This window comes from Kitasatospora sp. NPDC004289 (genome assembly GCF_053602875.1).
The window spans coordinates 68,983-93,834 of record NZ_JBSGEL010000004.1; the positions used below are offsets into that span (position 1 = coordinate 68,983).

The following is a 24,852-nucleotide window of genomic DNA, read 5'->3' on the forward strand; positions in this document are numbered from 1 at the left end:
CAGGGGGTCGTCCTGCTTGTTGTGCTCGTGCCGGTGCTGGTGGCTGGGTTTCTGTGCGTCGGATTCCTGGCCGCACTGCGAGGAACCCGTGGGCGGGACCGAGTACAGCTCTTCGAAGTGTTCTGTCGGGCGGTAGGCCGAATCTCCTTCAAACGGGGTGCGGCTTCACTTCGGAGGTAGAGGATCGAAGGCCCGGCTCCCCGTGGGGGAGCCGGGCCTTCGGCGTTCGGTCAGGAGCGGGTGAAGTCGAAGGCGGTCGGGGCGGAGCGGTTGCCGCTGGGGTCGAGCGCGGTGACGGTGAGGCGGTGGGTGCCGGTGGTCAGGCCGTCCAGCGGGACGGACAGGGTGTTGTGGAAGGCGTCCAGGGTGGCGGGCGGGGCGCCGTCGAAGGAGTACTCGTAGGCGGCGATCCGGCCGTGGTCGTCGGAGGAGCGGACCAGCAGGCTGGTGGCGGCCTTCGGGGTAGCCAGGGCGGTCAGGTCGGCGGTGCGCTTGCGGTCGACCAGCAGGGTGCCGTCGGACCAGCGGTAGAGGTTGACCGGGGGCTGGGTGGCGTAGACCTTGCCTTGGCCGAGCTCGGTGAGGTCGGAGAGCGCGCCGGCCGCCAGCACCGGGCGGGAGCCGCCGAAGGCGCCGGTGCCGTCGCCCGGGTAGACGAAGGCGCTGCCGGCCGTCCAGCGGACCAGCAGGTCGTCCTTGCCGTCACCGGTGAAGTCGCCGCCGGTCAGCGAGGCGGCGTCGCCCCAGGAGACCGCCGTGCCCGCCGCGGTGACCGGGAGGCCGGCCGAGGCCGGGGTCGGGTAGCGGAGCACCTGGCCGTCGGTCTGACGGACCACCAGCTGGCTGCGGCCGCCGGTCTCGAAGCGGCCGGCCGTGACGTCGGCGACGAAGCGCCAGTCGATCGGGGAGGTGAGGTCGGTGGCGGGATCGAAGGTGCCCCTGGTGGTGGCCGAGCCGGGGTAGAACAGCGCGTGGAAGGTGTCGTACCCGATCAGGTCCACCGTGCCGTTGCCGTCGAAGTCCCCGGCCAGCAGGCCGGTGGCCCAGTCCCAGTTCCCGCTCGGGCCGAAGTCCTTCTGGTGGGCGGCGTCGTTCGGGAAGCCGCCGGTGCCCACGCCCAGGTTCAGCCGGAGCGGGGAGCGCGGGCGGCGGGTCAGCAGGTCGGCGTTGCCGTCGCCGTCGAAGTCGGCGGTCAGCACGTCGGGGGCGTTGCCCCAGGGGCTGACGGAGGCCCACCTGAGCACGGCCGGGGTGCCGAACAGGCCCGGGGTGGTGCCGGTGGAGGGCAGGAACTCGGTCTGGCCCTTGCCGGGGGCGGTGGAGCTGTACTGGTTCGCCCAGTGCAGCACCAGGTCGTCCTTGCCGTCCTTGGTGAAGTCGGCGGCGACCAGGTCCTCGACCGCCTGCCAGCTCCGGCCGTCGGACACCGGGACCTTGGTGGCGTACAGGCCCGGGCCGGTGGCCGGGTAGAGCGCCGTCGCCCCGGTGGTGTCGCGGATCAGCAGGGCGGTGGAGCCGCTGCCGGTGAAGTCCCCGGCCAGCAGGTCGGCCGTGCCGGGGAGCTTGTCGGCGCCGCCGGGGCGGATGGTGACGGCCCCCGAGACGGCGTACGCGCCGTTGGACTTGACGACGGGTCGGGCGCTGAAGTGGTCGTCCGCCCAGCGGACCAGCAGGTCACGGCTGGTGGGGGAGAGCAGGTGCCCGTAGGCGAGGTCGACCGCGTTCAGCAGACCGCCGGGGACGGGCAGCGGGTACGGGGCCGAGAGGGTGCCGTCCGCCTGGCCCTCGGTGACGGCGGCGGTGCCGTCGTCGTACTGGACCAGCAGATCGGCGAGGGCGTCCTCGTTGAAGTACCCGGCGGTCAGGGAGCGGACGGCGGTCCAGCCGGAGGCCAGCTGACGGGCCGCACCGAAGCCGCCCTTGCCGTCGCCGGGGTGGAGCACGACGGTGCCGGTGGCGTAGCGCAGCACCAGGTCGGCGGCGCCGTCGCCGGTGAAGTCACCGGCGGTGCGGTCGACCGCGTTGACCCAGTCGTTGCCGGAGCCGATCAGGCCGGGGGAGTTGAAGACCAGCGGGGCCGACGGGGCGGCGGTGTCCTGACTCCAGGTCAGCTCGGCGTGGTAGACGGTGTGGTCGGAGAGGTGCCCGGCCGGGTCGGTCCAGGCCGTGGGGGTGGTGAAGGCGGAGGCGGTGCCGAAGACGTAGTCGAACTTGCGGTCGTCGCCGATCGGGACGGTGTTCGGGGCGGTGTCGAAGGTGGTCGACTCGCCGGAGCGGCAGTCCGTCAGGTGGCGGCAGACGGGCGGGAAGTACAGCCGGTCGCGCTGGTCGGCCTCGATGAAGCCGCCGTTGCCCTCCTGGGCCTGGTAGAGCAGCCCGAGGTTGGGGTCGGTCGGGTCGGCGTTGAAGTCACCGGACAGCACGGTCGGCCGGCCCTGGCCCCACTCCTGGATCCGGTCCAGCACCACCGGGAGGCCCTGGGCGCGCAGGCCGCCGAGGCCGCCGTCCAGATGGACGTCGCAGGCCTGGACGGGGTGGGTGCCGACGGTCGCGTTGGCGCAGATCAGCGGGCGGGGCTCGCGGGCCGGGTCCAGCGGCTTGAGCACCAGGCTGCGGAAGACCGGCTGGTGCACGGTCTTGACCAGCAGGGCCGCGCCGAAGGAGGTGGTGACGCCGCCCCACTTCTGGCAGCCGCGCTGGGTGGGGCTGAGGTCGAGGCCCTTGAGGTAGGAGAGCGTGTACGCGGGGAGGGCGGCGCGGAGCAGGTCCGCCTGGCCGGCGCAGACCTCCTGGAGGTTGACGACGTCCGGGTCGGCGGAGGTGAGCGCCGCCGTCATGGCGGCGGTCCACTCGGCGGGGGCCAGCGGGGACTGGCAGGAGGACTGGCCGCAGATGTTGTAGGTGACCACCCTGAGCGGCGGCTCGACGGCGGCGGCCTTGGCCTGACCGGGTATCAGGGCGGTGAGCAGGGCGGACAGCAGCAGGGCTGCTTTGAGGTGGAGTGATCGCACGACAGGGCACCTTAGCGGCGCCAGGGGCGCGAGGAACTGCGCGGCTCGGAAGGCGGCTCACCGGCAACTGAACCACCGTCAGCCAGTTGCCGGTGCTGCCTTTCCACCGCGCGCCCGCGCGGCGGAGCCGCAGATCAGGTAGAGCCCCGCGCCCCTGGTGTGACCACTTCCGTCAGCCGGGTGTGCCGTCGCCCTGCGCGCCCGCGCGGCGGAGCCGCAGATCAGCAGAGCCTCGCGCCCCCAGAGACATCACCTTTTTCCGCGGAGCACCGCTCCTGCCAGGCCGAGGCAGGCGACCGCGACCAGGCCGACGAAGGCGGAGACGGCGGGGAGCAGGCCGTAGGCCTGGACTGCGGCGCCGACGCCGACGATGGGGAGGGAGGAGCCGAGGTAGACGATGACCCAGAGGGTGGAGAGTTCCGAGCCGCGGCGTTCGGGGTCCATCGCGGCGACGGCGGTGGTGAACAGGGAGCGGAAGGCCACGCCCTGGCAGGCGCCGCCGAGGACGCTGCCGAGGAAGAGGAGCGCGGCGGTGCCGGTCCACGCGGCGGTGACCACCAGGCCGAGGCCGAGGGCCAGGCCGGCCATGCCGACGGCGATGACGACGCGGTCGGAGGTGGGCGGGATGAGCAGCTGGGCCACCGCGGAGGAGCCGAGCAGCAGGGCGGCCACCACGGCGCCGATCAGCGAGGAGCTGCTGCCGAGCAGCTTGGCGGAGAAGGCGGGGGCCAGGCTGAGGTAGACGCCGAAGACCGCGTAGGAGGCGAAGCCGGCCCCGGCGGCGAGCAGGAACTCGCGGCGGCCGGTGTGCGGCAGCCGCAGCCGCCGCGGCCGCAGGTGGGCCGGGGTGGTGATGCGGGGCGGGGCGGCGGCGGGGCGGCGGCCGCCGGGCTTGCGGGGGTGGACCAGGGCGAGCGGCACGCAGAGGACCAGCAGCAGCACCGCGTGCACCAGGAAGGGCGTCAGCAGCGGGTGCTCGCCGGTGGAGAGCAGCGAACCGATCACCGGGCCGAGGGCGACGCCGCCGGCCGAGCAGGCCAGGGTGAGCTTGGCGGCCAGGGTCTGGTGGTCGGGGAGCAGGTCGCCCAGGGCGGCCCCGGCGGCCCCGGTGGCCAGGGCGACGGCGACGCCCTGGACGGCGCGCCCGGCGGCCAGCTGCCAGAAGCTGCCGGCGGTGGCGAAGAGCGCGTCGCCGGCGGCGGCCAGCGCGACGGCGGGCAGGATCATCGCCCGGCGCCCGAGGTGGTCGGACCAGTGGCCGACGGCGGCCAGAACGGGGACCAGGGCGAAGACGTAGACGGTGAAGAGGATGGTGGTGTCGAGCGCGGTGAGGCCGAGTTGACGCTGCAGCACCGGGTAGATCGGGGTGGCCAGGTTGGCGCCGATCAGCAGGAGCAGCAGGGCCGTGGCCACCAGGCCGACGCGTACGCCGCGCAGCGCGTTCCAGCGGCTGATCGCGGAGAGCTGGAGCTGCGTGCGTGGTGCGAGCTCCAGGGGGAGCAGGGCCTCCGAGAGCCGGCGTCCTTCGAACTGGGCACTGCCCAGTCCGGCGCCGGCGGGGGAGAGGTCCGCCATGGCAGGGGTCTCCTGTGGCCGGGCACCACCGAGGGCGGCCCGGGCCTGGGGTGGTGGCCTGCCGGCGGAGCCCTGGTGGGGCGGGGGAAAACGAGGGGGTGGGCGACGTTGCCCTGGGTGCGGTCCGTGGGTTGTGGTACCGCGCGCCTGCTGAAGGATACGTGTTCGAAAGGGTGGCAAATCGCCCTCCGGAGTGTCGTCTGCGCCACTTCGGCAAGTAGGGCCCGGGACTGCGTCAGGTCCGGGCGGCCCGGGGCGAGTGCCGAGGTCGGGGCGGGGGCGCGCGGCGTGCGGCCCGGGCGGGCGGGGGCTCGGACGGCTACGCTGAGTTGACGGACCGGCACCATCCGGTCGGCAGTGACCACCGCCACACCGGGAGAGCGCAGCACGATGGCCGGACGACGCAGCACCCCTGACAACCCGTCGGACAGCCCGGCCGCCGAGAGCCTGCTGCCCGCCGACTACGACCTCGCCGACCTCTACGGGGCCTTCGCCGCGCACGGCCGCCCGGACGAGGACGACGCGGCGGTGCTCGTGCCGCCGGTCGAGCTGCCCTCGGACCGCGAGCTGGCCGACGCGGCGCTCGCGGTGCCGCTGATCGGCCAGGCGTTGAAGCTGGCCCGCTGGGCCGCCCCGCACCGGCCGGTGGACGAGTTCGGCGACCTCCCGGCGGCCGACCGGGCGCCCGCCGCCCGGCTGATCGGGCTCGGCGAGGGCGAGGACGCCGAGGTGGAGGCCGTCCGGGCGTGGTCGCTCGCCTGCGACCTGGACCTGGTGGAGATCGGCACCACCGAGGCCGGCGAGCACGTGGCCATCCCCGGCCCCGACCTGGAGGCGGCCGAGCAGGGGGACGAGGAGACCGTCCTCGAACTCTGGCTGACCGCCGCCGGGATCGTCCGCGAACTGGCCGCCGAGGCCGACTCGCTGGACCTGGAGGACGAGGACGGCGGCGCCGACGACGAGGACGAGGACCGGCTCTCGGCGGTCGAGGAGTCCCGCAAGGCGGCGGCCGAGCTGCTCGACGAGGCGCTCCAGGTGCTCTACGAGACCACCGCCTTCGCCGAGCCCGGTGAGGAGACCGTCCCGCTCGGGGTGCTGGCCGCGCTGCTGGTGGTGCCCGAGGGGGAGGAGCCGGACGAGGAACTGCTCGGCGACATCACCGACCTGATGGTCACTCTGGACCCGATGCTGGCCGACCTGGCCGAGCTCGGCCTGCTGGAGCACCGGCCGATCGATCCCGAGCTGTTCGAGGAGGAGGACTCCCCGGCCGCCGGCGACGAGGAGCTCAGCGAGGAGGAGTCGGCCCGCTTCGGCCTGGTCCGGCTGACCCCGCTGGGCCAGTACGGCGTGCGGCAGTGGCTGCTGGAGGACGGCTACGACGCCCCGCTGGTCGGCGAACTCGCCCAGGGCGACGCCGAGACGGTGCTCCGCGCCGTCACCGAGACCGCCAACGTGCTGCCCGAGCGGGAGCTGCTGATCTGGCTGGCGGGCAAGGACCCGGCGCAGGCCGCGCGGGAGCTGCTGGCGGCCGCGCGGGGCGCCGACGCGTTCTCGCCGGTGCGGCGGCTGCTGGTGGTGCAGACCCTGGAGGTGATCGGGGAGCAGGCCCGGGCGGCCGCGGTGGAGGTGCAGGACGATCCGGAGCTGGGCGGCGCGGCGCGGGCCTGGCTGCTGGCGCAGGGGGAGCAGGTGGTGGCGCCGGAGCGTTCGATGGTGCTCTGGACCGCGGTCGACGGCTTCGCGGCGCAGCTGCTCACCAGCGAGGGCGAGGCCGAGGTGCTGCGGCGGCTGGTCGCGGAGCTGCCGGTGACCGCCAACCCGGCCAGCTTCTTCGGTGAGCTCTGGCGCATCGACCACCCGTACACGGCCGACGTCCTGGAGGCCATCGGCGAGCTCCACCTGGACCGCACGGTGGCGAAGGAGGCCCGCAAGGCCGCCTTCAAGGCGCGCTCGCAGCAGAAGGGCTGACGCGTCGTCAAAATCCATTGCGGGTAAGGGCGTGCGCTGCGATCCTGTCCCTATGGGCAGGCGCGGCCGCCCATTTCCTTCGCATTCGGGCGCCTGTAAAGCAAATGCCGTCATTGTCCTGATTGAGGGCTGCTCCTGAGTAAAGGAGTATCCAAATTCCCTGGTCAGGCCTGGCGTGTACCCCCTGGTTTTCCTATGTTCGTGTCGCCTCATGCGTCTGCATGAATTTCTTTCGATGACGCCCCGACAGTGGTCGGGGCGTCATTTCTCTGTCGTGCGACGAACTTTGGAGAATTCGTGGGTTCACCACGTGTGCCCGGACGCGCCCGGCGGCGGCTGAGAAGCCGTCCGCGAGGAGCGGGACTGATAGCACTGGCCGTTCTGATGTCGGTTCCGGCCATTCCGTCCGCCGAAGCGCTGGCCGCGAGCGGACCGCACCCGAAGGTGTGGACACCGCCGAACACCCCGCTGGAGCGGACCGCCTCGGTGGCCGGACGGGCCGCCGAGAAGAAGGGCCAGAAGACCGACGGCGGCGTGCCGGTCGAGTGGCGGGCGAAGGCCCCCGCCGCCAGGAGCGGCACCGCGACCGTCGCGCTCTCCGGCGTCTCGCCCGAGCAGGCGGCCGCGCGCAAGCTGACCGGCGGCGCCTCCCCGTCCGCCGGCCGGACCGCCTCGCGGCAGGCCGGGGACCTCCCGGTGTACCTCACGGACGCCGCGGCCGGCCGGGCCGGTGGCGACCCCGCGGTGAAGGTCGGCGTCCTGGACGCCGACCGGGCCAAGGCGGCCGGGGCCACCGGCGCCGTGATCACCCTGGAGAACGCCGGTGACCCGGCGGCGCAGGCCGGTCCGGTCGAGGTCACCCTGGACGTCGCGGCCCTGCCCGGCGTCACCGGCTGGGCCGACCGCGCCCAACTGGTCCAGCTGCCCGCCTGCGCGCTGACCACCCCCGAGCGCACCGAGTGCCAGCAGCGCACCCCGGTGCCCTCCGTGCTCGACGCCCGGACCGGCCGGCTGACCGCCAAGGTGGAGCTGCCGAAGGACGCGCAGCCCGCCGGTGGCCTGCGACTCGACTCCGCCCCCGCCGCCGCCCCCGTCGGCGGCGGGGCGATGGTGCTGGCCGCCCAGGCCGCCCCGTCCGGCTCGATGGGCTCCTTCGCCGCGACGCCGATCGCGCCCTCCGCGGCCTGGAGCGCCGGCTCCAACGCCGGGAACTTCACCTACTCGTACACCTTCGACATGCCGACCTCGATCGGCGGCGCCGCACCCGGCGTGATGCTCGGGTACGACTCCTCCTCGGTGGACGGGCGGACGGCGGCGAACAACTCGCAGTCCTCCTGGATCGGCGACGGCTGGGACTACTCGGCCGGCTCGATCTCGCGCTCGTACAAGCCCTGCCTCAAGTCCGGCATCGACATGTCCGGCGACGAGTGCTGGGCCGGGCAGTCGCTCCAGCTCAACCTGGCCGGCCACTCCGGCACGGTGGTCAAGGACGACACCAGCGGCGTGCTGCGCCTCCAGGGCGACGACGGCACCCAGATCACCCCGCTGACCGGGCTCGCCAACGGCGCCTGGAACGGCGAGGGCTTCAAGGTCACCACCACCGACGGCACCCAGTACTACTTCGGCGCCAACCACCTCCCCGGTGGCGACGGCACCGACCCCGCCACCAACTCGGTGAACACCGTGCCGGTCTACCACCCGCACGCCGGTGACCCCTGCTACTCCTCCGGCACGGGGCTCGCGTCCTGGTGCCAGATGGGCTGGCAGTGGAACCTCGACTACATCGTCGACCTGCACGGCAACCTGATCTCGTACAAGTACGCCAAGGAGGGCAACTACTACGCCCGTGGCGGTGGCCAGAACAACGGCACCGGCACCCGCACCGCGTACGACCGCTACTCCAACGTCACGCAGATCGCCTACGGCCAGCGGCTCGCCGACCAGATCACCGCCAAGGGCGCGGCCAAGCCCGCCGCCCGGATCGACTTCACCACCTCGGAGCGCTGCTTCGCGGCCGGCTCGATCACCTGCTCGGACGCCCAGCGCGTGGTGGCCAACCAGTCCTCCTGGCCCGACACCCCGCTTGACCAGGCCTGCGCCGCGACCGGCACCTGCACCAACTACGGCCCGTCGTTCTGGACCTCCAAGCGCCTGACCAAGGTGGAGACCACCATCCAGGTGGCCGGCGCCGCCCGCGTGGTGGACACCTGGGCGCTGAACCAGGTCTTCTCCGACCCGGGTGACGGCACCTCGCCCACCCTCTGGCTCTCCTCGATCCAGCGCACGGCCAGCAACGGCCAGACCTCCGCCACCCTGCCCGCGGTGTCGTTCACCGCGATGCAGATGGCCAACCGGGTGGACGGCCTGGTGCCGGCCGCACCGCAGTTCAACCGCCCCCGGATGAGCTCCATCACCACCGAGACCGGCGGCCGGATCAACGTCACCTACCGCCCGGTCGAGTGCTCGCGGGTGAACGGCACCATGCCGGCCTCCGAGGCCGGCAACACCATGCCGTGCATGCCGGTCAAGTGGGTCCCGCCGGGCTCCCCGGCCAACACCAAGCCGGTCGACGACTGGTTCCACAAGGTCATGGTGGCCTCGATCAGCGAGCAGTCGCTGGTCACAAGCACGGTCGCCAAGCTCACCGAGTACACGTACGGCGGCGGCGCCGCCTGGCACCGCAACGACTCCGAGTTCGCCGACGACGACACCCGGACGTACGACAACTTCCGCGGCTACCAGACCGTCGCCACCACCACCGGCACCGGCACCGACGGGGTGAAGACCAAGTCCGTCGCCACCTTCCTGCGCGGTATGGGCGGCCAGTTCACCGACAGCTGGGGCTCCACCATCACGGACTCGGAGGAGCTCGCGGGCTTCGTCCGGGAGACCCAGGCCTACGAGTCGGCGGCCGCCGGCGCGAAGGTGGTCTCCGGCGAGCTGACCACGCCGTGGCTCTCCAACGTCACCGCCACCCACACCCAGACCGGCAACCTGCCCAAGGTCACCGCGCGGTACAGCAACACCGCCCAGGTGAAGAGCCGGGCCCTGCTCTCCGACGGCACCTGGCGCACCACCCAGCGGGACGCCACCTACGACGAGACCAAGGGCGGCCGGGTCGTCACCGTCGACGTCAAGGGCGACCTGGCCCACGTCGCCGAGCAGCAGCAGTGCACCAGCACCAGCTACGCCACCGGTGCCAACGGGCAGCTGATGGAGCTCCCGTACCGGGTGCTGACGCTGGCCGGGCCCTGCGGGCAGACGCCGACCGCGGCCAACACCGTGTCGGACGCGCTGACCTACTACGACGGCAAGGCCCTCGCCACCTTCGGGACCGAGGCCAACCAGACCGAGACCCGGGTCCTGGAGTCCTACAACACCGACGGGACCCCGAAGTACCGGATCACCGCCCAGGCCGAGTACGACGCGTACGGCCGCCAGAGCGCGACCACCGACCCGGCCCGCAAGGACACCGCCCACCCCAACGGCGCCCGGACCGCCACGGTCTACCTGCCCGCCACCGGTGAGCTGCCCACCTCGGTCGAGGTGACCAACCCGCTGGGCTGGAAGTCCACCACCACCGTGGACCCGGGCCGCGGCCTGCCGACCAAGGCGGTCGACGAGAACAACCACCTCACCGAGGAGGCCTACGACGCCTTCGGCCGCCTCACCTCGGTGTGGCTGCCGGGCCGTGACCGGGCCACGCAGAGCGCCAACCGGGTCTTCGAGTACGCCCTGAACGGCTCCACCGGGCCGTCCACGGTGACCAGCCGGAGCATCCGCGAGGACGGCAGCTACTCCAGCAGCATCCAGATCTACGACGGTCTCGGGCGTGTGCGGCAGAGTCAGTCGACGCCCGCCTTCGGGACGGTCGGACGGTTGATCTCGGAGGCCGAGTTCGACTCGCACGGCTGGCAGATCAAGGCCACCGCCGCGTACTACAACGCGGACTCGGGCCCGGTTTCGACGATCTTCAGCCCGCAGGACTCGCAGGTGCCCACCCAGACCTGGAACGAGTTCGACGGGCTGGGCCGGATCACCGCGGCCAAGTTCATGTCCTACGCCCAGGAGCAGTGGCGGAACACCACCGCCTACCCGGGCGCCGAGCGGGTCGACCTGACCCCGCCGGCCGGCGGGTACGCGACCTCGACCGTCACCGACGCCACCGGCGCGACGGTGGAGCTCCGGCAGTACCAGGGGAACACCCCGACCGGGGCGTACAACTCCACCACCTACGGCCACGACGCCTCGGGCAAGCCGATCTGGCGTCGTGACTCGACCAACCACGAGTGGCGCTTCGCCTACGACCTGCTGGGTCAGCCGACGAGCACCACGGACCCGGACACCGGAACGTCCACCACCACCTTCGACGGCGCGGGCCACGTGGCCACGGCGACGGACGCCCGGGGCAGGTCCACCAGCTTCACCTACGACCTGCTCGGCCGGAAGACCGCACAGTTCGACGGCACCGACACCACCAAGACGGCCAACCAGACGGCCTCCTGGGTCTACGACACCAAGGTCAAGGGGAAGCCCACCTCGTCGACCGCCTACGTGGGCGGTCTCGGCGGACAGGCCTACACCCGCACCATCACCGGGTACGACACCGGCTACCGGCCGACCGGCACCACCGTGTCCATCCCGACGACCGAGAAGACCCTGGGCGGTACGTACACCACCGCCCTCACCTACAGCCCGGTCCTGGGCCTGCCGAAGGCCACGACGCTGACCGGCCCGGCCGGCTACGTCGCCGAGCGCATCACCAACTCCTACGACCTCGACGGCAACCTCATCGGGTCGAGCGGCAAGGACGCCCTGGTCAGCGACGTCCAGTACGACGTCTTCGCCCAGCCCACCCGGACCACCGTCGGCGTCTACGGCAAGCAGGTGGTCTCCACCCAGCAGTACGACGCGGCAACGAACCGGGTCGTCCAGTCCACACTGGACAAGCAGACCGGTTCCACCCACGTCGACCTGACCAACTACACCTACAGCAAGGCCGGATCGCTCACCTCCGTGACGGACGTCCAGGACGGTGCCGCCTCCGACCTCCAGTGCTTCACCTACGACTACCTGGGCCGGCTGAGCGCCGCCTGGAGCGACAAGGGAACCGCCACCACGGCTCCGGCGCCCTCGGTGCCCGGCATCGGGGCCTGCGCCAACCCGGTCGAGCCGACCGCCGCCACCGCGTCCGCGCGCATCGGCGGGCCGGCGCCCTACTGGCAGTCGTACTCGTACGACCTGACCGGTAACCGGACCAAGTTCGTCCAGCACGACGTCACCGGAGCGACGGCCAAGGACAAGACGGTCGACCAGACCTTCGCGACCGGCCCGAACACCAAGAGCACCGACCCGGCCACGGGCGGCGGCACCGGGGGCCCGCACGCGCTGCTGACCTCCAAGACGACCGTCAACGGCGTGGCCACCCAGGCCACGTACACCTACGACGAGGCCGGCCAGACCAAGGCGATCACCGACACCGCCGGCACCAAGAGCCTGACCTGGGACAACCAGGGCCGGGTGGCGAACGTCGACAAGAGCGGCACCGCCGATCCGACCAGCTACGTGTACGACGCGGCCGGCAGCCAGCTGATCCGCCGTACCAACACCAAGGTCACGCTGAACCTCGGGGTCGACGAGATCACGATGGACGTGGCCACCACCGCGCTGACGTCGACGCGTTACTACGGAGCACCGGGCGGCCTCACCATCGCCCGGGTCACCGACGCCGGCGTCGGCAAGCTCTACTACCAGGCCGCCGATCCGCACGGGACGAACGGTGTCCAGATGGACGCCGCCAACCTGACCGTGGTCCGTCGGCCGACCGACCCCTTCGGGAACGCGCGCGGTGGCCAGCCGGGCGCCGGTACGTGGGCCGGGAGCAAGGGCTTCGTCGGCGGAACGGTCGAGGGCACCGGATTCACCAACCTCGGTGCGCGGCAGTACGACCCGACCACCGGACGCTTCCTGTCCGTCGACCCGATCTTCAGCGAAGGCGACCCGCAGTCCTGGAACGGCTACGCGTACGCCGACAACAACCCGGTCGACCACGCGGACCCCTCTGGCACCTGCATCCCCGACGACAACGGCCGGTGCATGTCCGCAGCGGCGTGGACCGCGTACTTCAACCAGTCCAGTGGCAGTGGCAGTAGCAGTAGCAGTGGCAGCGGTGGAGGTGGCGGTGGTGGCGGTTCCACCACGACCACGTCCAGCGACACCCGCAGCAAGGCCGCATCGGACCTGGCGGCCGCACAGCGGCAGAAGCAGGCGGCCGACGAGGCCCTCGCCAAGGCCAAGCAGCAGCGCGAAGAGCTGATGAGCAAGATCGTCGACGTGGTCGGCGACCTGATCGGCTTCAACGACGCGCGTGACTGCTTCACCAAGGGCGACGTGATGGGCTGCGTCAACACGGCCCTGAACTTCGTTCCGTGGAGCAAGGTCTTCAAGGCCGTCAAGGTCGGCATCAAGGCGTTCAAGCTCTGGAAGGAGGGCGAGAAGGCCTACGACGCCATCCGGGGCGCCGAACGCGTCGCCAAGGACGCGGGTGAGGCCCTCAGCACTGCCCGGAAGACCGAGAAGGAGGCCGCCGAGGCGGAACAGGCGGCACTGCACGCCGACGACGCCGGTCCGACGGCGGTCGCGGACGAAGGTGGCGGGGCTACGGCCTGCACCTTCACACCGAAACCGCACAGCTTCCCGGAGGGCACCCGGGTCCAGCTGGCGGACGGCAGCGCCAAGCCGATCGAGCAGGTCCGCGAGGGCGACCGGGTCCTCGCCACCGATCCGCAGACCGGGGTCACCCGGGCCGAGCAGGTCACCACGACCATCACGACTCCGGACGACAAGGACTTCACCGACCTCACCCTCCGCCCGGACGGTGCCACCGGTGCGTCCCCCGGCGCCGGCCCGGTGTCGCTCACCTCGACCTGGCACCACCCGTACTGGGACGCCACCGCCCGGCAGTGGGTCGATGCCCGCGACCTCGTGGCGGGCCACCGGTTGCGGCAGGCCGATGGCTCCACGGTCACCGTGCTCGACGTCCGCAACTACCACCAGCAGGTCGTCACCCACGACCTCACGGTGGACCGGCTCCACACGTACTATGTGCTGGCAGGTACCGCTCCGGTCCTCGTGCACAACTGCGGAGAGGCGGACGGCTCCGTCCACCTCGACCTCAAGCACAAGGAGGGCTGGGACGACGTCCAGAAGGCCCAGGCCGAGGCGAAGGTCGCTCACCTGGACAACATCGCCCAGACCGAAGACCTCGTGAAGACCGAAGCGGTGCGCGAGGTCAAGAAGTCGGCGGCGGCCCGCCTGCGCAAGGCCGACGTCACCGTCCCCACCGGCTACCACGGAGACCACATGCGGGATCTCCAACTGGGTGGCGAGGACGTGCTGGGGAATCTGGCCCCGCTGGACGGGAGCGTCAACAGCAGTCTCGGCGCGCAGATCGCCGGGCGCCTACGGGACTTGCCCATAGGCACCAGGATCTGCGGCGTATCCATCGGCTAGGAGAAGTCATTGTTCGAGCAGTTCACCGCCGGATTCGCGGCCGATTCGAGTGATTCCCCCGTCCCGTTCGCGGGCGGCAACGCCCCCGGGCTGGCAGAGCTGCGGACATTCGGTGCCGGCCTCTCCTTCGGGAACGGGATCGTCCGGATCCACTCCGAGGAGTCCGCGCGGCGCTCCCACGCCTCGGTCCTGGAGATGTTCCCGCAGTTCAGGGGACGCTTCGAGGTGTTCGCCGAGGACTGGCTGGGCCGTCAGTTCGCCGTCCGCACCGACGTCGAGGACCAGCTGGTGCTCTTCGAGCCGGGGTCGGGCGAGGCCTACGAGATCGACGCCGGCGTGGTCTCCTTCGTCGACGTGGATCTGGTCGAGGACCCTGAGACGTTCCTGGCCGTTGGCCTGTTCCGCGAGTGGCGGGCGGCGAACCCGGAGGTCAGGCTGCTCCCCGGGCAGTGCGTGGGCTTCAAGGTCCCGTTCTTCCTGGGCGGCGGTGAGAGCGTGGAGAACCTCGAGGTGATCGACGCCGACGTCTACTGGTCGCTGCACGCGCAGCTGAAGGCCGGCGTGGCCGGCCTCCAGCCCGGTACCCGGATCTCCGGAGTGGGGATCGAGTAAGCGGGGCCGTCCCGAGAAACCGAGGAGCCCGGCTCCGCAGGATGTCCTGCGGAGCCGGGCTCCTCGTCGTACGGGCCCTTCCGGGGGTCAGACCACCGGGCGGGTCAGCCAGCGCTGGGCCGGGGTGCTGTTGCAGTCGTACAGCTCCAGCTGGTTCCCGTCGGCCGTGACGGCGTTGGGGATGTCCAGGCAGCGCTTGGAGTTGTCGTTGTAGATCGAGCCGTCGGGGCGGATCGTCCAGACCTGGTTGGCGTTCGGCGTGGCGGTGCCGCCGAGGCAGTCCCAGAGCTGGATGCGGGTGCCGTTGACGGTCCCGCCGCCGGTGGCGTCGAGGCAGCGGCCGGCGAGCTGGATGGTGCCGTTGGGCTGGGCCTTCCACTGCTGGCCGGCGCCGCCGGTGCAGGTGTGGGTCTGGACGGGGGTGCCGGCGGCGGTGAGGCCGTCCTTGACCTCGGCGCAGACGTTGGCGGCGGCGTCGGCGGTGAGCGGACCGGACAGGGTGCCCGGGTCGATCGAGCCGTCGTAGACGGTGAGGTCGGAGACGGAGCCCTTGTAGTAGTTCCAGGCGTCGCTGCTCTGGTAGCGGTAGTGGCCGAGGACCAGCGGGCCGGTGGAGGCCTGCTTGGTCTTGTGGATGCCGGTGGAGGCGAGTGCGCCGTTGACGTACAGCGCCATCTGCCCGGTCTGGGCGTTGTAGCTGACGGTCAGTCGGGTCCAGGTGCCGAACTGGACGCGGGCGGCGGCGCTGCGGGTGTCCGTGGTGTCGTACGGCCAGCCGTTGTTGTCGGCGGTGGACATGCCCAGGTGCCAGTTGACGTTGCCGTCGCCGAGGGTGGCGGCCCAGACCATGAAGGCGCTGTCGGCGGTGTTGCTCTGGCTGATCACCACGCCGTCGATCAGGTTGCCGTTGGCGTCCTTCTTGGTGGGCACCTCGGGCTTGGTCCAGAGCGAGACGGCGAACGACTTGGTCGGGTCGACGCCGAGGCCGGGGGTCTTGATCTCGCCGTTCTCCCCGTCGAACCGGGCGACCTTGGTGCTCCGGCCGTTGACCGTGTCGGTCGGGAAGGTGACGCCGCCGCTGACGACGCCGGAGGCCCGGCCGAAGACGTCCGGGGTGGTGACCGGGGCGGTGCCGGCGCTGGTGTCCAGCTTGAGCCGGTCGACGTACGGGCGGGCGTCGCCCTGGTCGGTGGCGGTGCCGAACCCGGTCACGGCGGTGGGCTTGCTGGAGTCACCGGCCACGCCCGGGAAGATCCGCAGGTGGTTGGCGGTGTCCAGGGCCCAGAGGTCGGCGAGGCCGTCCCCGTTCAGGTCGCCGTTGGAGCCCATCTTGGGGTAGAGCCCCGTGGTGTAGCCGGTGGCGAGGACGGTGCCGCCGGTCGGGGTGGCCAGCGCCCCGACGTCCAGCGTGCCGTCGCCCTTGGTCTTGACGGCGTAGGAGCGGATGGTGCCGCTGCCGTCGCGGCTCCACAGGGTCGGCTGGGCGTAGCCGCTCGCCGCGCCGGGGCCGTAGAGCTCGTAGCCGCCCCAGGTGGTGGCGGTGGAGACGGCGGTGGCGTCGGCGTCCAGGTTGTTGATGCTGTTGGAGCGGTAGAGCCAGAGCCGGCCGTCCTCGACGGTGACCGCCGAGGTGTAGTCCTTGGCCAGGTCGCTGTCCAGCGGGGAGAGCAGGGCCTTCGGCGCACCGAGGGCGGTGAACTGGCTGACGTGCGACCAGTCCGCGTTCCAGCCGGTCGGCGCGGTGTCGAGCAGGGTGCCGTCGGCGGCGACCCAGCCGGACGGACGGCCGACCAGGCCGGAGGTGCTGAAGGTGCCGTCGTTCTTGTTCGGGTAGACGTACAGGAACGGCGACTTGGTGGCGTCGACCGCGGACGGGACGTGCACCAGCACGTCGTCCACGCCGAACGAGCGCAGCGCGCCGAGGTGGGAGGTCTGGACCTTGTCCCAGGTGCTGCCGGCCGGCGCGAGGCCGGGCGGGGCCGAGACGGCGGTGCCCGGGTCGGTGTTGCCGGTCATCATCCGCAGGTTGCCCTTGGCGTCCGCCTGCAGCAGGTCGACCCGCTTGTCGCCGTTCAGGTCACCGGGGACCGCGGCGCCGGTGGCCGCGTTCCAGGGGGCGTAGAAGGTGTACGGGAAGGGCTGGCTGTAGTTGCCGGCCCGGTCCATCGCCTGGACGAAGAGGGTGTTGGTGCCCCAGCTGGTCGGGGTGAACTTGAAGGTGTTGGTGGCGTCCACGACGTTCGGCGAGGAGCAGGTCCAGCCGGTGACCGGGGTCGGGTCGGAGGACCAGCGCACGCAGGCGACGCCGGAGGCGTGCAGGTTGGTGCCGGGAGCGGGGTCGCTGGAGGTCACCGTGAAGGTGCCCGGCTGGTTGACCTTCAGCTTCGGGGTGGCGTTGACGGTGCCGCTGGCCGGGAAGTCGGTCGAGGTGACCGAGACGGTCGGCGCGGTCTTGTCGACGCGGAAGTAGCACCAGGGGGTGTCGCCCGAGGTCAGCGAGCCGTCGGTGACGTTGGCCAGCCAGCCGTACTGGTGGCCGTCGGTGAGGTTGCCGACCGAGGCCGGGGCGTCGCTGTTCCAGGAGCCGCCCGCGGCGCTGGGGTAGGCGTGCCACCCGGCCTGGTTGTCGTCCCAGATGTGGTAGTTGGTGGTGACGTTCGCGCCGATCGGGGACCAGCTGTTGGCGTGCAGGTAGACGAACTGGTTGGCGCCGACCCAGCCGGGGGCGTTCCAGGCGCTGCCGCCCGGGGTCTGGCAGTCGTTGCGCTGGTTGCCGTAGACCGGGTCGTTGACGTACCCGGGCTGGGGCGTGGTGCGCGGGGCCCAGACGGTCGGCGCGATGTCGTAGTAGGTGACGACGTGCGGGTTGGCGCCGAGGTGGTGGCGGAGCAGCTTGTCGTACTCGTCCTCGGCCGAGAACCCGATGGTCCAGGCGGGGATCTTCTCGTTGACGATCTTCTGCATCCACCAGGTCACGTCGTAGCTCAGCGAGCCGGTGCCGGTGATGTCGGAGTTGCCCGCCCAGGTGCAGCCGACCATCTTGCCGTTGGTGCCGCAGGGCTGGTTGTTCCAGGTGGTGGTGCCCTGGAAGGCCGGCGCGCTGTAGACGTTGATGGTCGACTTGGTGCCGGGGGAGGAGGCCCCGGGCACGTCGACCAGCAGGGTGGCGCGGTTGATCTTGGCGGTGCCGTGCCCGTTGCCCTCGAACAGGCCGTTCGGGGTGGAGAGCTGGTAGTACGACCGGTAGCGGCCGTAGCCGGTGCAGTCGGAGTAGCCGCAGTAGCCCACGCCCAGGCTGCTGAGGGTGTTCACGTTCGAGGTGTCCGGGTGGTTCTCCTGGACCTGGGCGTTGACCTGACGGCCGTTGTCGACGCTGGTCTCGGGGTCGAGGTACCAGGGGCCGGTGCCCTTGCCGAAGGTGTTCTGGTCGGGGGTGAGGACCAGCTCGGAGGCGGAGGCGGTGACGGCCATGGCGGACACCGCGGCCGCCGGGCCGGGGCGGCCGGTGGTCGACCGGTCGGCCTCGGCCTGTCCGTCGGCCGCGGCCGGGGCGGCCGGTGCGGCGAAGAGCGACTTCGGCGCGGCCTGGGCCGGCTTGAGCAGCGGCGCCGGAGGGGCCGGCCGGGTGGAGTCCCACTGGAACGGGGTGGGCGCGTGCATCCGCACCTTGCCGCCCTCGTCCGTCAGCGAGACGTTGCCCGCCCGGTCGGAGGCGACCTGCAGGCCGGTGGTCCGCAGCGGGAAGTGCAGGCTCTTCAGCCGGGGGTCGGCGGCGGCCTGCGCGGTCTTGACCACGATCACGTCGCGCCAGCCGCCGTCGGGGCGGGCCGTCACCTCGAGGTCCACGTCGGGCAGCACCGAGGCGTAGGTTGCGGTGCCGCCGTTCAGGGTGGGCTTGGGGAGCGCGAACGGCGCGCTGATCGAGAGCTTCTTGCCGTCGGCGGTGGAGATGGTGGCGAGCGGGCCGGTGCCGCCGCCCGACAGCACCAGGTCGGAGCCGGTCAGCGCCGGGGTCACGGTGCCGTCGGCGTTCGCCTTCAGCGTGGTGTCGAGCGTCTGCCACCGGCCGTCGCGCTTGGTGCGGACGTCCTGGGCGACGGCGTCGCTGCTGAGGGTGCGCCCGTCCGGGTCGGCGGTGGTCTGGCTGGTCTCGGTGGTCAGCTCGTCGACCACCACCGGGTGGCCGGTCCGCTTGGCCTCGGCGAAGGCCGCGCGGATCGCCTTGGTGGCGGCCGACTCGGCGGGCGGCTGGGCGGCCGGGGCGGTGGTCGCGCCGGGCGCCGGGGTCGCGGTCCCGGCGAGGGCGGGCGGGACGGACAGGACGGCGAGGCCCAGGGCGGTCGTGGCAGCCACGACCGCCCGCCCCGCCAGTCCGACCGGCCGTGGCAGGCCTCGGTGGCGCATCTGCTTGGACATGGAGTTCGGTGTTCCCTCCGAAGGGCCCGCAATGGTTCGTGCGGGCGGTCGACGGGGAACGATGCATTCCGTTTGAGTGGGCGGTCAAGCCAGATTGGGGAGGCTTGTCCGTCCTTGTCCTCATTGGCGGTGAGGTCGATACGGGAAAGAGACCAGACGGTCAGTCAGATTTCCGGAGTGGCTTTCCGGGGTGCGCCGCACGGCATTTAGCGGAGGGAAATCACCTCGCGCGTCAACCTCATTCGTGCCAAGGAATCGCCTAATCTCGGAATTGATTTCCGTGACGGTCCGTCAGGCGGCCAGGTGGCGGAGCAGGCCGCGGCGGCCGCTGCGCATCATGGCGGCGTGGTTGGCCAGGAACAACGGGCGCGCGACCGGGGCCAGACGGCGCATCAGGGGTTTGGCGGGGCGGACCTCCTCCTCGAAGACCGCCCGGGTGCCGGTGCCGGTGCCGGTGCCGTCGTGGTCGTCGGGGCGGACGGTCCAGCGGGACCAGCCGACCAGGTCGCCGGTGAGCTCGGCGGCCAGCAGCCCGGCGGCCTCGTCCTGGAGCTGCTCACGGGCCGTCAGGCGGAGGGAGTAGGGGAGGACCGAGCGGATCACCAGCTCGCCGCTGTGGTCGGTGAGGCGGCGGACGGAGCGGATCTGCGGCCACCAGTCGGGGTAGTGCTCGACGTCCCGGAGGGCGGCGTAGACCCGGGCGGGGGTGGCGGGGAGCCGCCAGGTGGAGACCAGGTGGTAGTGGTTGGCGTCCATGCGACGGTGCCCTCCCGAGTGCCGCGGCGTTCTCCTCCGGGAGTGGTGCCCGCCGCGGGGCGGGCCGGCACCCTCAGGGGAGGTCGAGCTGCCCGGCCTCGGTGAACGGGAAGAAGGGGTTGTGGGCCAGCTCCCAGAGGTGGCCGTCCGGGTCCTCGAAGTAGCCGGAGTAGCCGCCCCACTCGGTGGCCGTCGGCGGCTTGACCACGGTGGCCCCGGCGGCCTCGACGGCGTGCGCCATGGCGGCGTCCACCTGCTCGCGGGACTCGAGGTTGACCGCCAGGGTGACGCCGCGGAAGGAGGGCTCGCCGGTGGCCGGGACGCCCGCGTCGGCGGCCAGCTCCTCGCTGGGGAAGAGGCCGAGCACCGAGTCTGCGGTGCGGAACCAGACGATGGACTCGTTGGAGGCCCCGGAGCGCTGCCAGCCGAGGGCCTGGTAGAAGGCCTCGGAGGCGGCGAGGTCGCTCACCCCGAGCGTGACGATGCTGATCCGGGCGGGGAACGGCGTGGCTGCGGTCATGCCGCCCAGCGTAGGCAAGGCTACTGACATTTCCGGGCGTACGGGGCCGGAGCGGCGAGCTGCCAACCGTACGGGGGAAGCTGATGGCCCGGCAGGTCCGGGGCCCGTAAGGTTGGGCAGGTTCTGCACTCGTCGCACGTGGGGCGAGCTGCGGAGCGACCTACGGCGAGGCGAGCACGCGGGGGTGCGGCAGAGGATGAAGAGGCAGGACGCGACCAGGCCCCAGGAGCCCGAGGACTTCTACGCCGACCACGAGGAGCACAGCCGGCGGGTGCTCGCGGACGCCGACTTCCCGGTCTACGGCGTGGACCGCTCCGAGCAGGCCCACGGCCTGCACCGGGCCGCGCCGGACGGCGAGCGGCCGGAGGGGTCCGAGGGGCCGGAGCGGTCGGAGGGCGCCGAGGACGGCGACGCGCTCGCCGAGTTCGAGGTCAGCAACGGCCGGCTCGGCTGGGTCGAGGTGCGCTCCGGCGACTGGAGCTCGGTCGAGGGCCCGTACGTGACCGTCCGCACCTACCGCCCCGGAGCGGAGCACCGTCAGCTGCCCGAGCTGGAGGACGTGGTCGAGGACGAGCGCGACCGGGTCTACGAGCAGCTGGAGGTGGACGAGGGCGACGGCCCCGGCACCGTCCGCGCGCTGCGCGAGTGGATCACCGTCGAGGGCGAGCCCAGGGCGCTGCAGATCCACGAGGACCGCCGCCCGGACGGCGACCCGCCCGCCCCGCCGGTCTGGGCCGGGCGGCTGCGGGTGGACGGCGTGACCGTCCAGGTGACCGGGCGCGGGGTGCCGCCGGGCGGGGTGGAGCTGCGCCGGATCGAGGACTTCGAGCGGTACGTGCTGGGCCGCACCGACCTGCTGCGCCGGCTGGCGCTGCGTCAGGAGCGGCTGGCCGTGCTGGAGGAGCGCGAGCTCCCGCCGGTGGCCGGTCTGGAGGCGCACCGGGCAGTGATCGACCACGCGGTGCAGGAGGCGGTGGCGCTGGCCGCGCAGGCCCGGGCCCGGACGGCGCCGCGGCTGCCCCGGAGGCTGCGCGGCGAGGCCGGGGCGGTGCGCTGGGAGGCGGCGGTGCGGCAGCAGATGCGGCTGGCCTCGGAGACCAGGGAGGAGGCCGGGGAGGCGGTGACCGCGATGGTCAACCACCTGACCCGGCTGGCCCAGAACACCGACTGGGCGGTCGGCACCGCGGAGGGCGCGGCGGCGGTGGAGGAGGTCGTCCGCTACACCGTGTTCGCCAGCGAGGTGCCCAGCCTGCCGGCCCAACGGGCTTGGGAGCGCCTCTGGTTGGGCGGTGCGCCGCGGGCCCAGGGGGCGGTCCCGGCCTCGGAGGAGGCGTGGCTGACGGCCTGGGAGCAGTGGCGGATCGAGCGCGTGGGGCGGTGACCGGGAGTGGGCGAACGGAGGGGCTCCCTTCCGGTTGTTCGAATACGGTAGGCAAATCACCACTCTGACGAGGCGTCGGGTTCACCCGAGGTTCACCGTGGGCGCCGAGTCTGCTGGGCGTCGCGCCCTCCCACACTCACAGGAGTGAACATGTCGCTGTCCCGCCGGGACTTCGTCAACCGTTCGACCGCCATCGGTGCCGGTGTCCTCATCGCCGGCAGCGCCGAGGTGCTGGCCACCGCCCCGGGTGCCATCGCGGCCCCGGTCGGCGGGGAGGGCGTCGCCGAGGCGGAGGCCGCCGCCGCGGCCCGCCGCGCCGTCGGCTACGGCGAGCTGATCGCCGACCCGAAGGGCGTTCTGGCGCTCCCGCGCGGCTTCAAGTACCGCGTCATCACCCGCACCGGCGAGACCAAGCTGGTCACCGGCGAGTCCACCCCGAGCAACCACGACGGCACCGCCTCCTTCGAGGGCAAGCACGGCGCCACCCTGCTGGTGGTCAACCACGAGCTGGCCGGCGCGCGGGCCAACTGGCCGCACCCGGTGCCGCTGATCGAGGGTCACGTCTACGACCCGGGCGCGGCCGGCGGCTGCACCGTCGTCGAGGTGAAGAACGGCGGCAAGCAGGTCCGCGAGTGGGTCGGCATCGCCGGCACCGCCACCAACTGCGCCGGTGGCGCGACCCCGTGGGGCACCTGGCTGTCCGGCGAGGAGACCGAGGACAAGGCCGGCAAGAACGGCTTCACCAAGGACCACGGCTACATCTTCGAGGTGGACCCGTACGACCAGGCGGCCAACCGCGACCCGCAGCCGATCAAGGCGCTGGGCCGGTACGCCCACGAGGCGGTCGTGGTGGACCAGAAGCGCGGCCACCTCTACCTGACCGAGGACGCCTCCAACCCGAACGGCCTGCTCTTCCGCTGGACCCCGCCGGCCGGCTTCAAGCACGGCAAGGGCAAGCTGCGCACCCTGGCCGCCGACGCCGGCGTGCTGGAGGCCTTCAAGGTCTTCGACTCCAAGGGCACCTTCATCGACGACCTGTCCCGCGCCACCAAGGTCGGCACCGTCTACGGCGTCGACTGGGTCGTGGTCAAGGACCGCGACGCCAAGACCACCTCGGTCCGCAAGCAGTTCGCGGCCGGCGAGGTCACCCGGGCCCGCAAGCTCGAGGGCATGTGGTGGGGCGACAGCGGCTTCTACTTCGTCTCCAGCTACGCCCGCACCGAGAGCCCGGGCGCCGCGCACGACGGCCAGGTCTGGTTCTACGACCCGAAGCGCCGCACCATCACCCTCAAGCTGCTGCTGGGCGTCAACACCGACGTCACGGGCGACCACGGCAACTACGACGGCCCGGACAACATCACCGTCTCGCCGTACGGCGGCCTGGTGATCGCCGAGGACGGCGAGGGCGTCTCGCACCTCTTCGGCACCACCGAGGACGGCAAGACCTACCCGATCGCCCGCAACGACCTGAACATCGGCACCCCCGAGGCGCCGGAGTTCAGCGAGTTCACCGGCGTGAACTTCTCCGAGGACGGCGAGACCCTGTTCGCCAACATCCAGGTCCCCGGCATCCTGGTCGCGATCACCGGCCCGTGGTGGCGCCTGCGCCACCGCAGCGGCCACGGCTACAACGACTGATCCGCGCGAGCCGCACCGGCTGCCCGCCGACGAGGTCTCAGACCCCGTCGGCGGGCAGCCGCCGTTCGGCCGACGGTCGTCCGGCGGGCGGCCGTTCCGGCTCCTCGTCCGGCAGGTCGAACTGCTGGGTCAGGCCCAGCCGTTCGGCGATCACCCCGCCCTGGAAGCGGCTGCCCGCGCCCAGGTGGTCCAGCAGTTCCGAGACGTGCCGGCGGCAGGTGCGCAGCGAGAAGCCCAGTCGCCGGGCCACCGTCTCGTCCTTGTAGCCCTTGGCCAGCAGCACCAGGATGCTGCGCCGCAGCGTGCCGGTGGTCTGCTGGGCGGCGGTCGGGCCGCTGGTGAAGGGCGTCGCGTAGGCCCAGTCCCGGTCGAAGACCGTCAGCAGGTGGTCCAGCAGGGCGGGTTCGCGGACCACCACCGCGCCGTTGCCCTTCGAGCGGTTGGGCAGGAAGGCCATCCGGCGGTCCACCACGATCAGCTGCGGCATCACCTCGGGCAGGGTGCGGATCTCGGCCCCCGCCCCGATCAGCGCGGCCGCGTGCCGCCGGGTGGCCGGGTCGTAGCGGGTGGTGTCCTGGTACAGGCTGCGCATCCGCACCCCGCGCTCCAGCAGCGCCAGGTCCCGGGGGAGCGCCTCGCGCAGCGTGCCGGGCGGGAAGGCACCACCCGGCTTGGAGACCAGCACCTCCTCCCGGCAGTCCCGCACCGTCTCGGCCAGCACCGCGCGGACCTCGCGCTGGTCCTCCAGCACGTCCACCGCCACCTCCGGGTGGCTGCGCTCGCGCCGCTCCAGGTAGGCGGGCATCAGATCGGCGAAGTACTCGCGCAGTTGCCGCAGCCTGGCCCGCTCGGCCCGCACCTCCTCCTCGCGCTGCTGGAGCCGGTCCTCCTGCGGGGCGACCAGCCGGGCCCCGGCGGCGGACGGGCTGACGGCCCGCCAGCAGCCGTCCGGCTCGGTCCGGCGCAGCAGTCCGGCGGCGTGCAGCAGCTCCAGCGCGGCCGTCAGTTCGGCTCCGGCCAGCCCCGTCCCGGCCAGCGCGGCGGCCCGGTCCGCGTCCTGCAGACGGCCGTTGTGGACCGTCCAGGCGTACAGCGCGAGCGCTCCGGGCCCCAGCTCGGGCAGCGCGGCGTCGGCTCCGATGGGGTACCTCCTCAAGCTGCATGGCACGGAGTGGCCACATTACAACCGCAGCGGATCTTCGCCCCGGGTGTCAGGGTGGTGCACGGAGCGCCCCCTCGCCGACGGACCGTCAGAGGCCGGGCCGCACGTCTCTTCACCGGGGGAACCACCATGAGGAAAGCCTTCGCCCTGCTCGCCCTGGCGCTGACCGCGCTGGCGCTGACGGCCGGAGCGCAGCAGCAGCGGGACACCGCCCGGGCGGACGGGTTCCGGGAGCCGGTCTGCGTGGCCACCACCGCCTGGGGCGAGGACTGCTGGAAGCGGCCCGAGCTCTGACGGCCGC

The 24,852-nt window shown here is 72.3% G+C and carries 12 protein-coding genes; 6 read left to right on the forward strand and 6 right to left on the reverse strand.

Going from position 1 to position 24,852, the window contains the following annotated elements:
- Positions 1 to 230 precede the first annotated feature (230 nt).
- Together ACWEPF_RS03870 and ACWEPF_RS03875 are read right to left on the reverse strand one after the other, a co-directional pair.
- Positions 231 to 3,011, reverse strand: coding sequence for an FG-GAP-like repeat-containing protein (locus ACWEPF_RS03870; RefSeq protein WP_452171287.1), 2,781 nt, complete (start codon positions 3,009 to 3,011; stop codon positions 231 to 233).
- A 249-nt stretch (positions 3,012 to 3,260) separates the two neighbouring features.
- Positions 3,261 to 4,586, reverse strand: coding sequence for an MFS transporter (locus ACWEPF_RS03875; RefSeq protein ID WP_452171288.1), 1,326 nt, complete (start codon positions 4,584 to 4,586; stop codon positions 3,261 to 3,263).
- A 357-nt stretch (positions 4,587 to 4,943) separates the two neighbouring features.
- On the opposite strand from ACWEPF_RS03875, the gene ACWEPF_RS03880 reads away from it, so the two are divergent.
- From ACWEPF_RS03880 to ACWEPF_RS03890, 3 genes are all read left to right on the forward strand, one after another.
- A complete protein-coding gene (locus ACWEPF_RS03880; RefSeq protein ID WP_345280674.1) occupies positions 4,944 to 6,554 on the forward strand; it encodes a hypothetical protein in 1,611 nt (536 codons plus the stop codon).
- Between the two features lie 384 nt (positions 6,555 to 6,938).
- Positions 6,939 to 14,066, forward strand: a complete 7,128-nt coding sequence (locus ACWEPF_RS03885; RefSeq protein WP_452171289.1) for an RHS repeat-associated core domain-containing protein — start codon at positions 6,939 to 6,941, stop codon at positions 14,064 to 14,066.
- 9 nt (positions 14,067 to 14,075) lie between these two features.
- Positions 14,076 to 14,678, forward strand: a complete 603-nt coding sequence (locus ACWEPF_RS03890; protein ID WP_452171290.1) for a T6SS immunity protein Tdi1 domain-containing protein — start codon at positions 14,076 to 14,078, stop codon at positions 14,676 to 14,678.
- An 87-nt stretch (positions 14,679 to 14,765) separates the two neighbouring features.
- On the opposite strand, the gene ACWEPF_RS03895 is transcribed toward ACWEPF_RS03890, so the two are convergent.
- The 3 genes from ACWEPF_RS03895 to ACWEPF_RS03905 form a co-directional block, all read right to left on the reverse strand.
- Entirely contained in the window at positions 14,766 to 19,031 is a 4,266-nt protein-coding gene (locus ACWEPF_RS03895; RefSeq protein ID WP_452171291.1) for a ricin-type beta-trefoil lectin domain protein, read from the reverse strand.
- Between the two features lie 354 nt (positions 19,032 to 19,385).
- Positions 19,386 to 19,850 (reverse strand): SRPBCC family protein, encoded by a 465-nt coding sequence (locus ACWEPF_RS03900; protein WP_452171292.1) that lies wholly within the window; start codon positions 19,848 to 19,850, stop codon positions 19,386 to 19,388.
- A gap of 73 nt (positions 19,851 to 19,923) precedes the next feature.
- Positions 19,924 to 20,370 (reverse strand): VOC family protein, encoded by a 447-nt coding sequence (locus ACWEPF_RS03905; RefSeq protein ID WP_452171293.1) that lies wholly within the window; start codon positions 20,368 to 20,370, stop codon positions 19,924 to 19,926.
- A 196-nt stretch (positions 20,371 to 20,566) separates the two neighbouring features.
- Between ACWEPF_RS03905 and ACWEPF_RS03910 the strand changes: the two genes are divergently transcribed.
- Positions 20,567 to 21,751, forward strand: coding sequence for a hypothetical protein (locus tag ACWEPF_RS03910; RefSeq protein WP_452171294.1), 1,185 nt, complete (start codon positions 20,567 to 20,569; stop codon positions 21,749 to 21,751).
- Positions 21,752 to 21,901: 150 nt separating this feature from the next.
- Entirely contained in the window at positions 21,902 to 23,389 is a 1,488-nt protein-coding gene (locus ACWEPF_RS03915; RefSeq protein WP_452171295.1) for an alkaline phosphatase PhoX, read from the forward strand.
- 37 nt (positions 23,390 to 23,426) lie between these two features.
- Here ACWEPF_RS03915 and ACWEPF_RS03920 read toward each other — a convergent pair whose 3' ends face one another.
- A complete protein-coding gene (locus ACWEPF_RS03920; protein ID WP_452171296.1) occupies positions 23,427 to 24,545 on the reverse strand; it encodes a helix-turn-helix transcriptional regulator in 1,119 nt (372 codons plus the stop codon).
- Positions 24,546 to 24,680: 135 nt separating this feature from the next.
- Here ACWEPF_RS03920 and ACWEPF_RS03925 point away from each other — a divergent pair, with 135 nt between their 5' ends.
- Positions 24,681 to 24,845 (forward strand): hypothetical protein, encoded by a 165-nt coding sequence (locus ACWEPF_RS03925; protein WP_452171297.1) that lies wholly within the window; start codon positions 24,681 to 24,683, stop codon positions 24,843 to 24,845.
- Positions 24,846 to 24,852 lie beyond the last annotated feature (7 nt).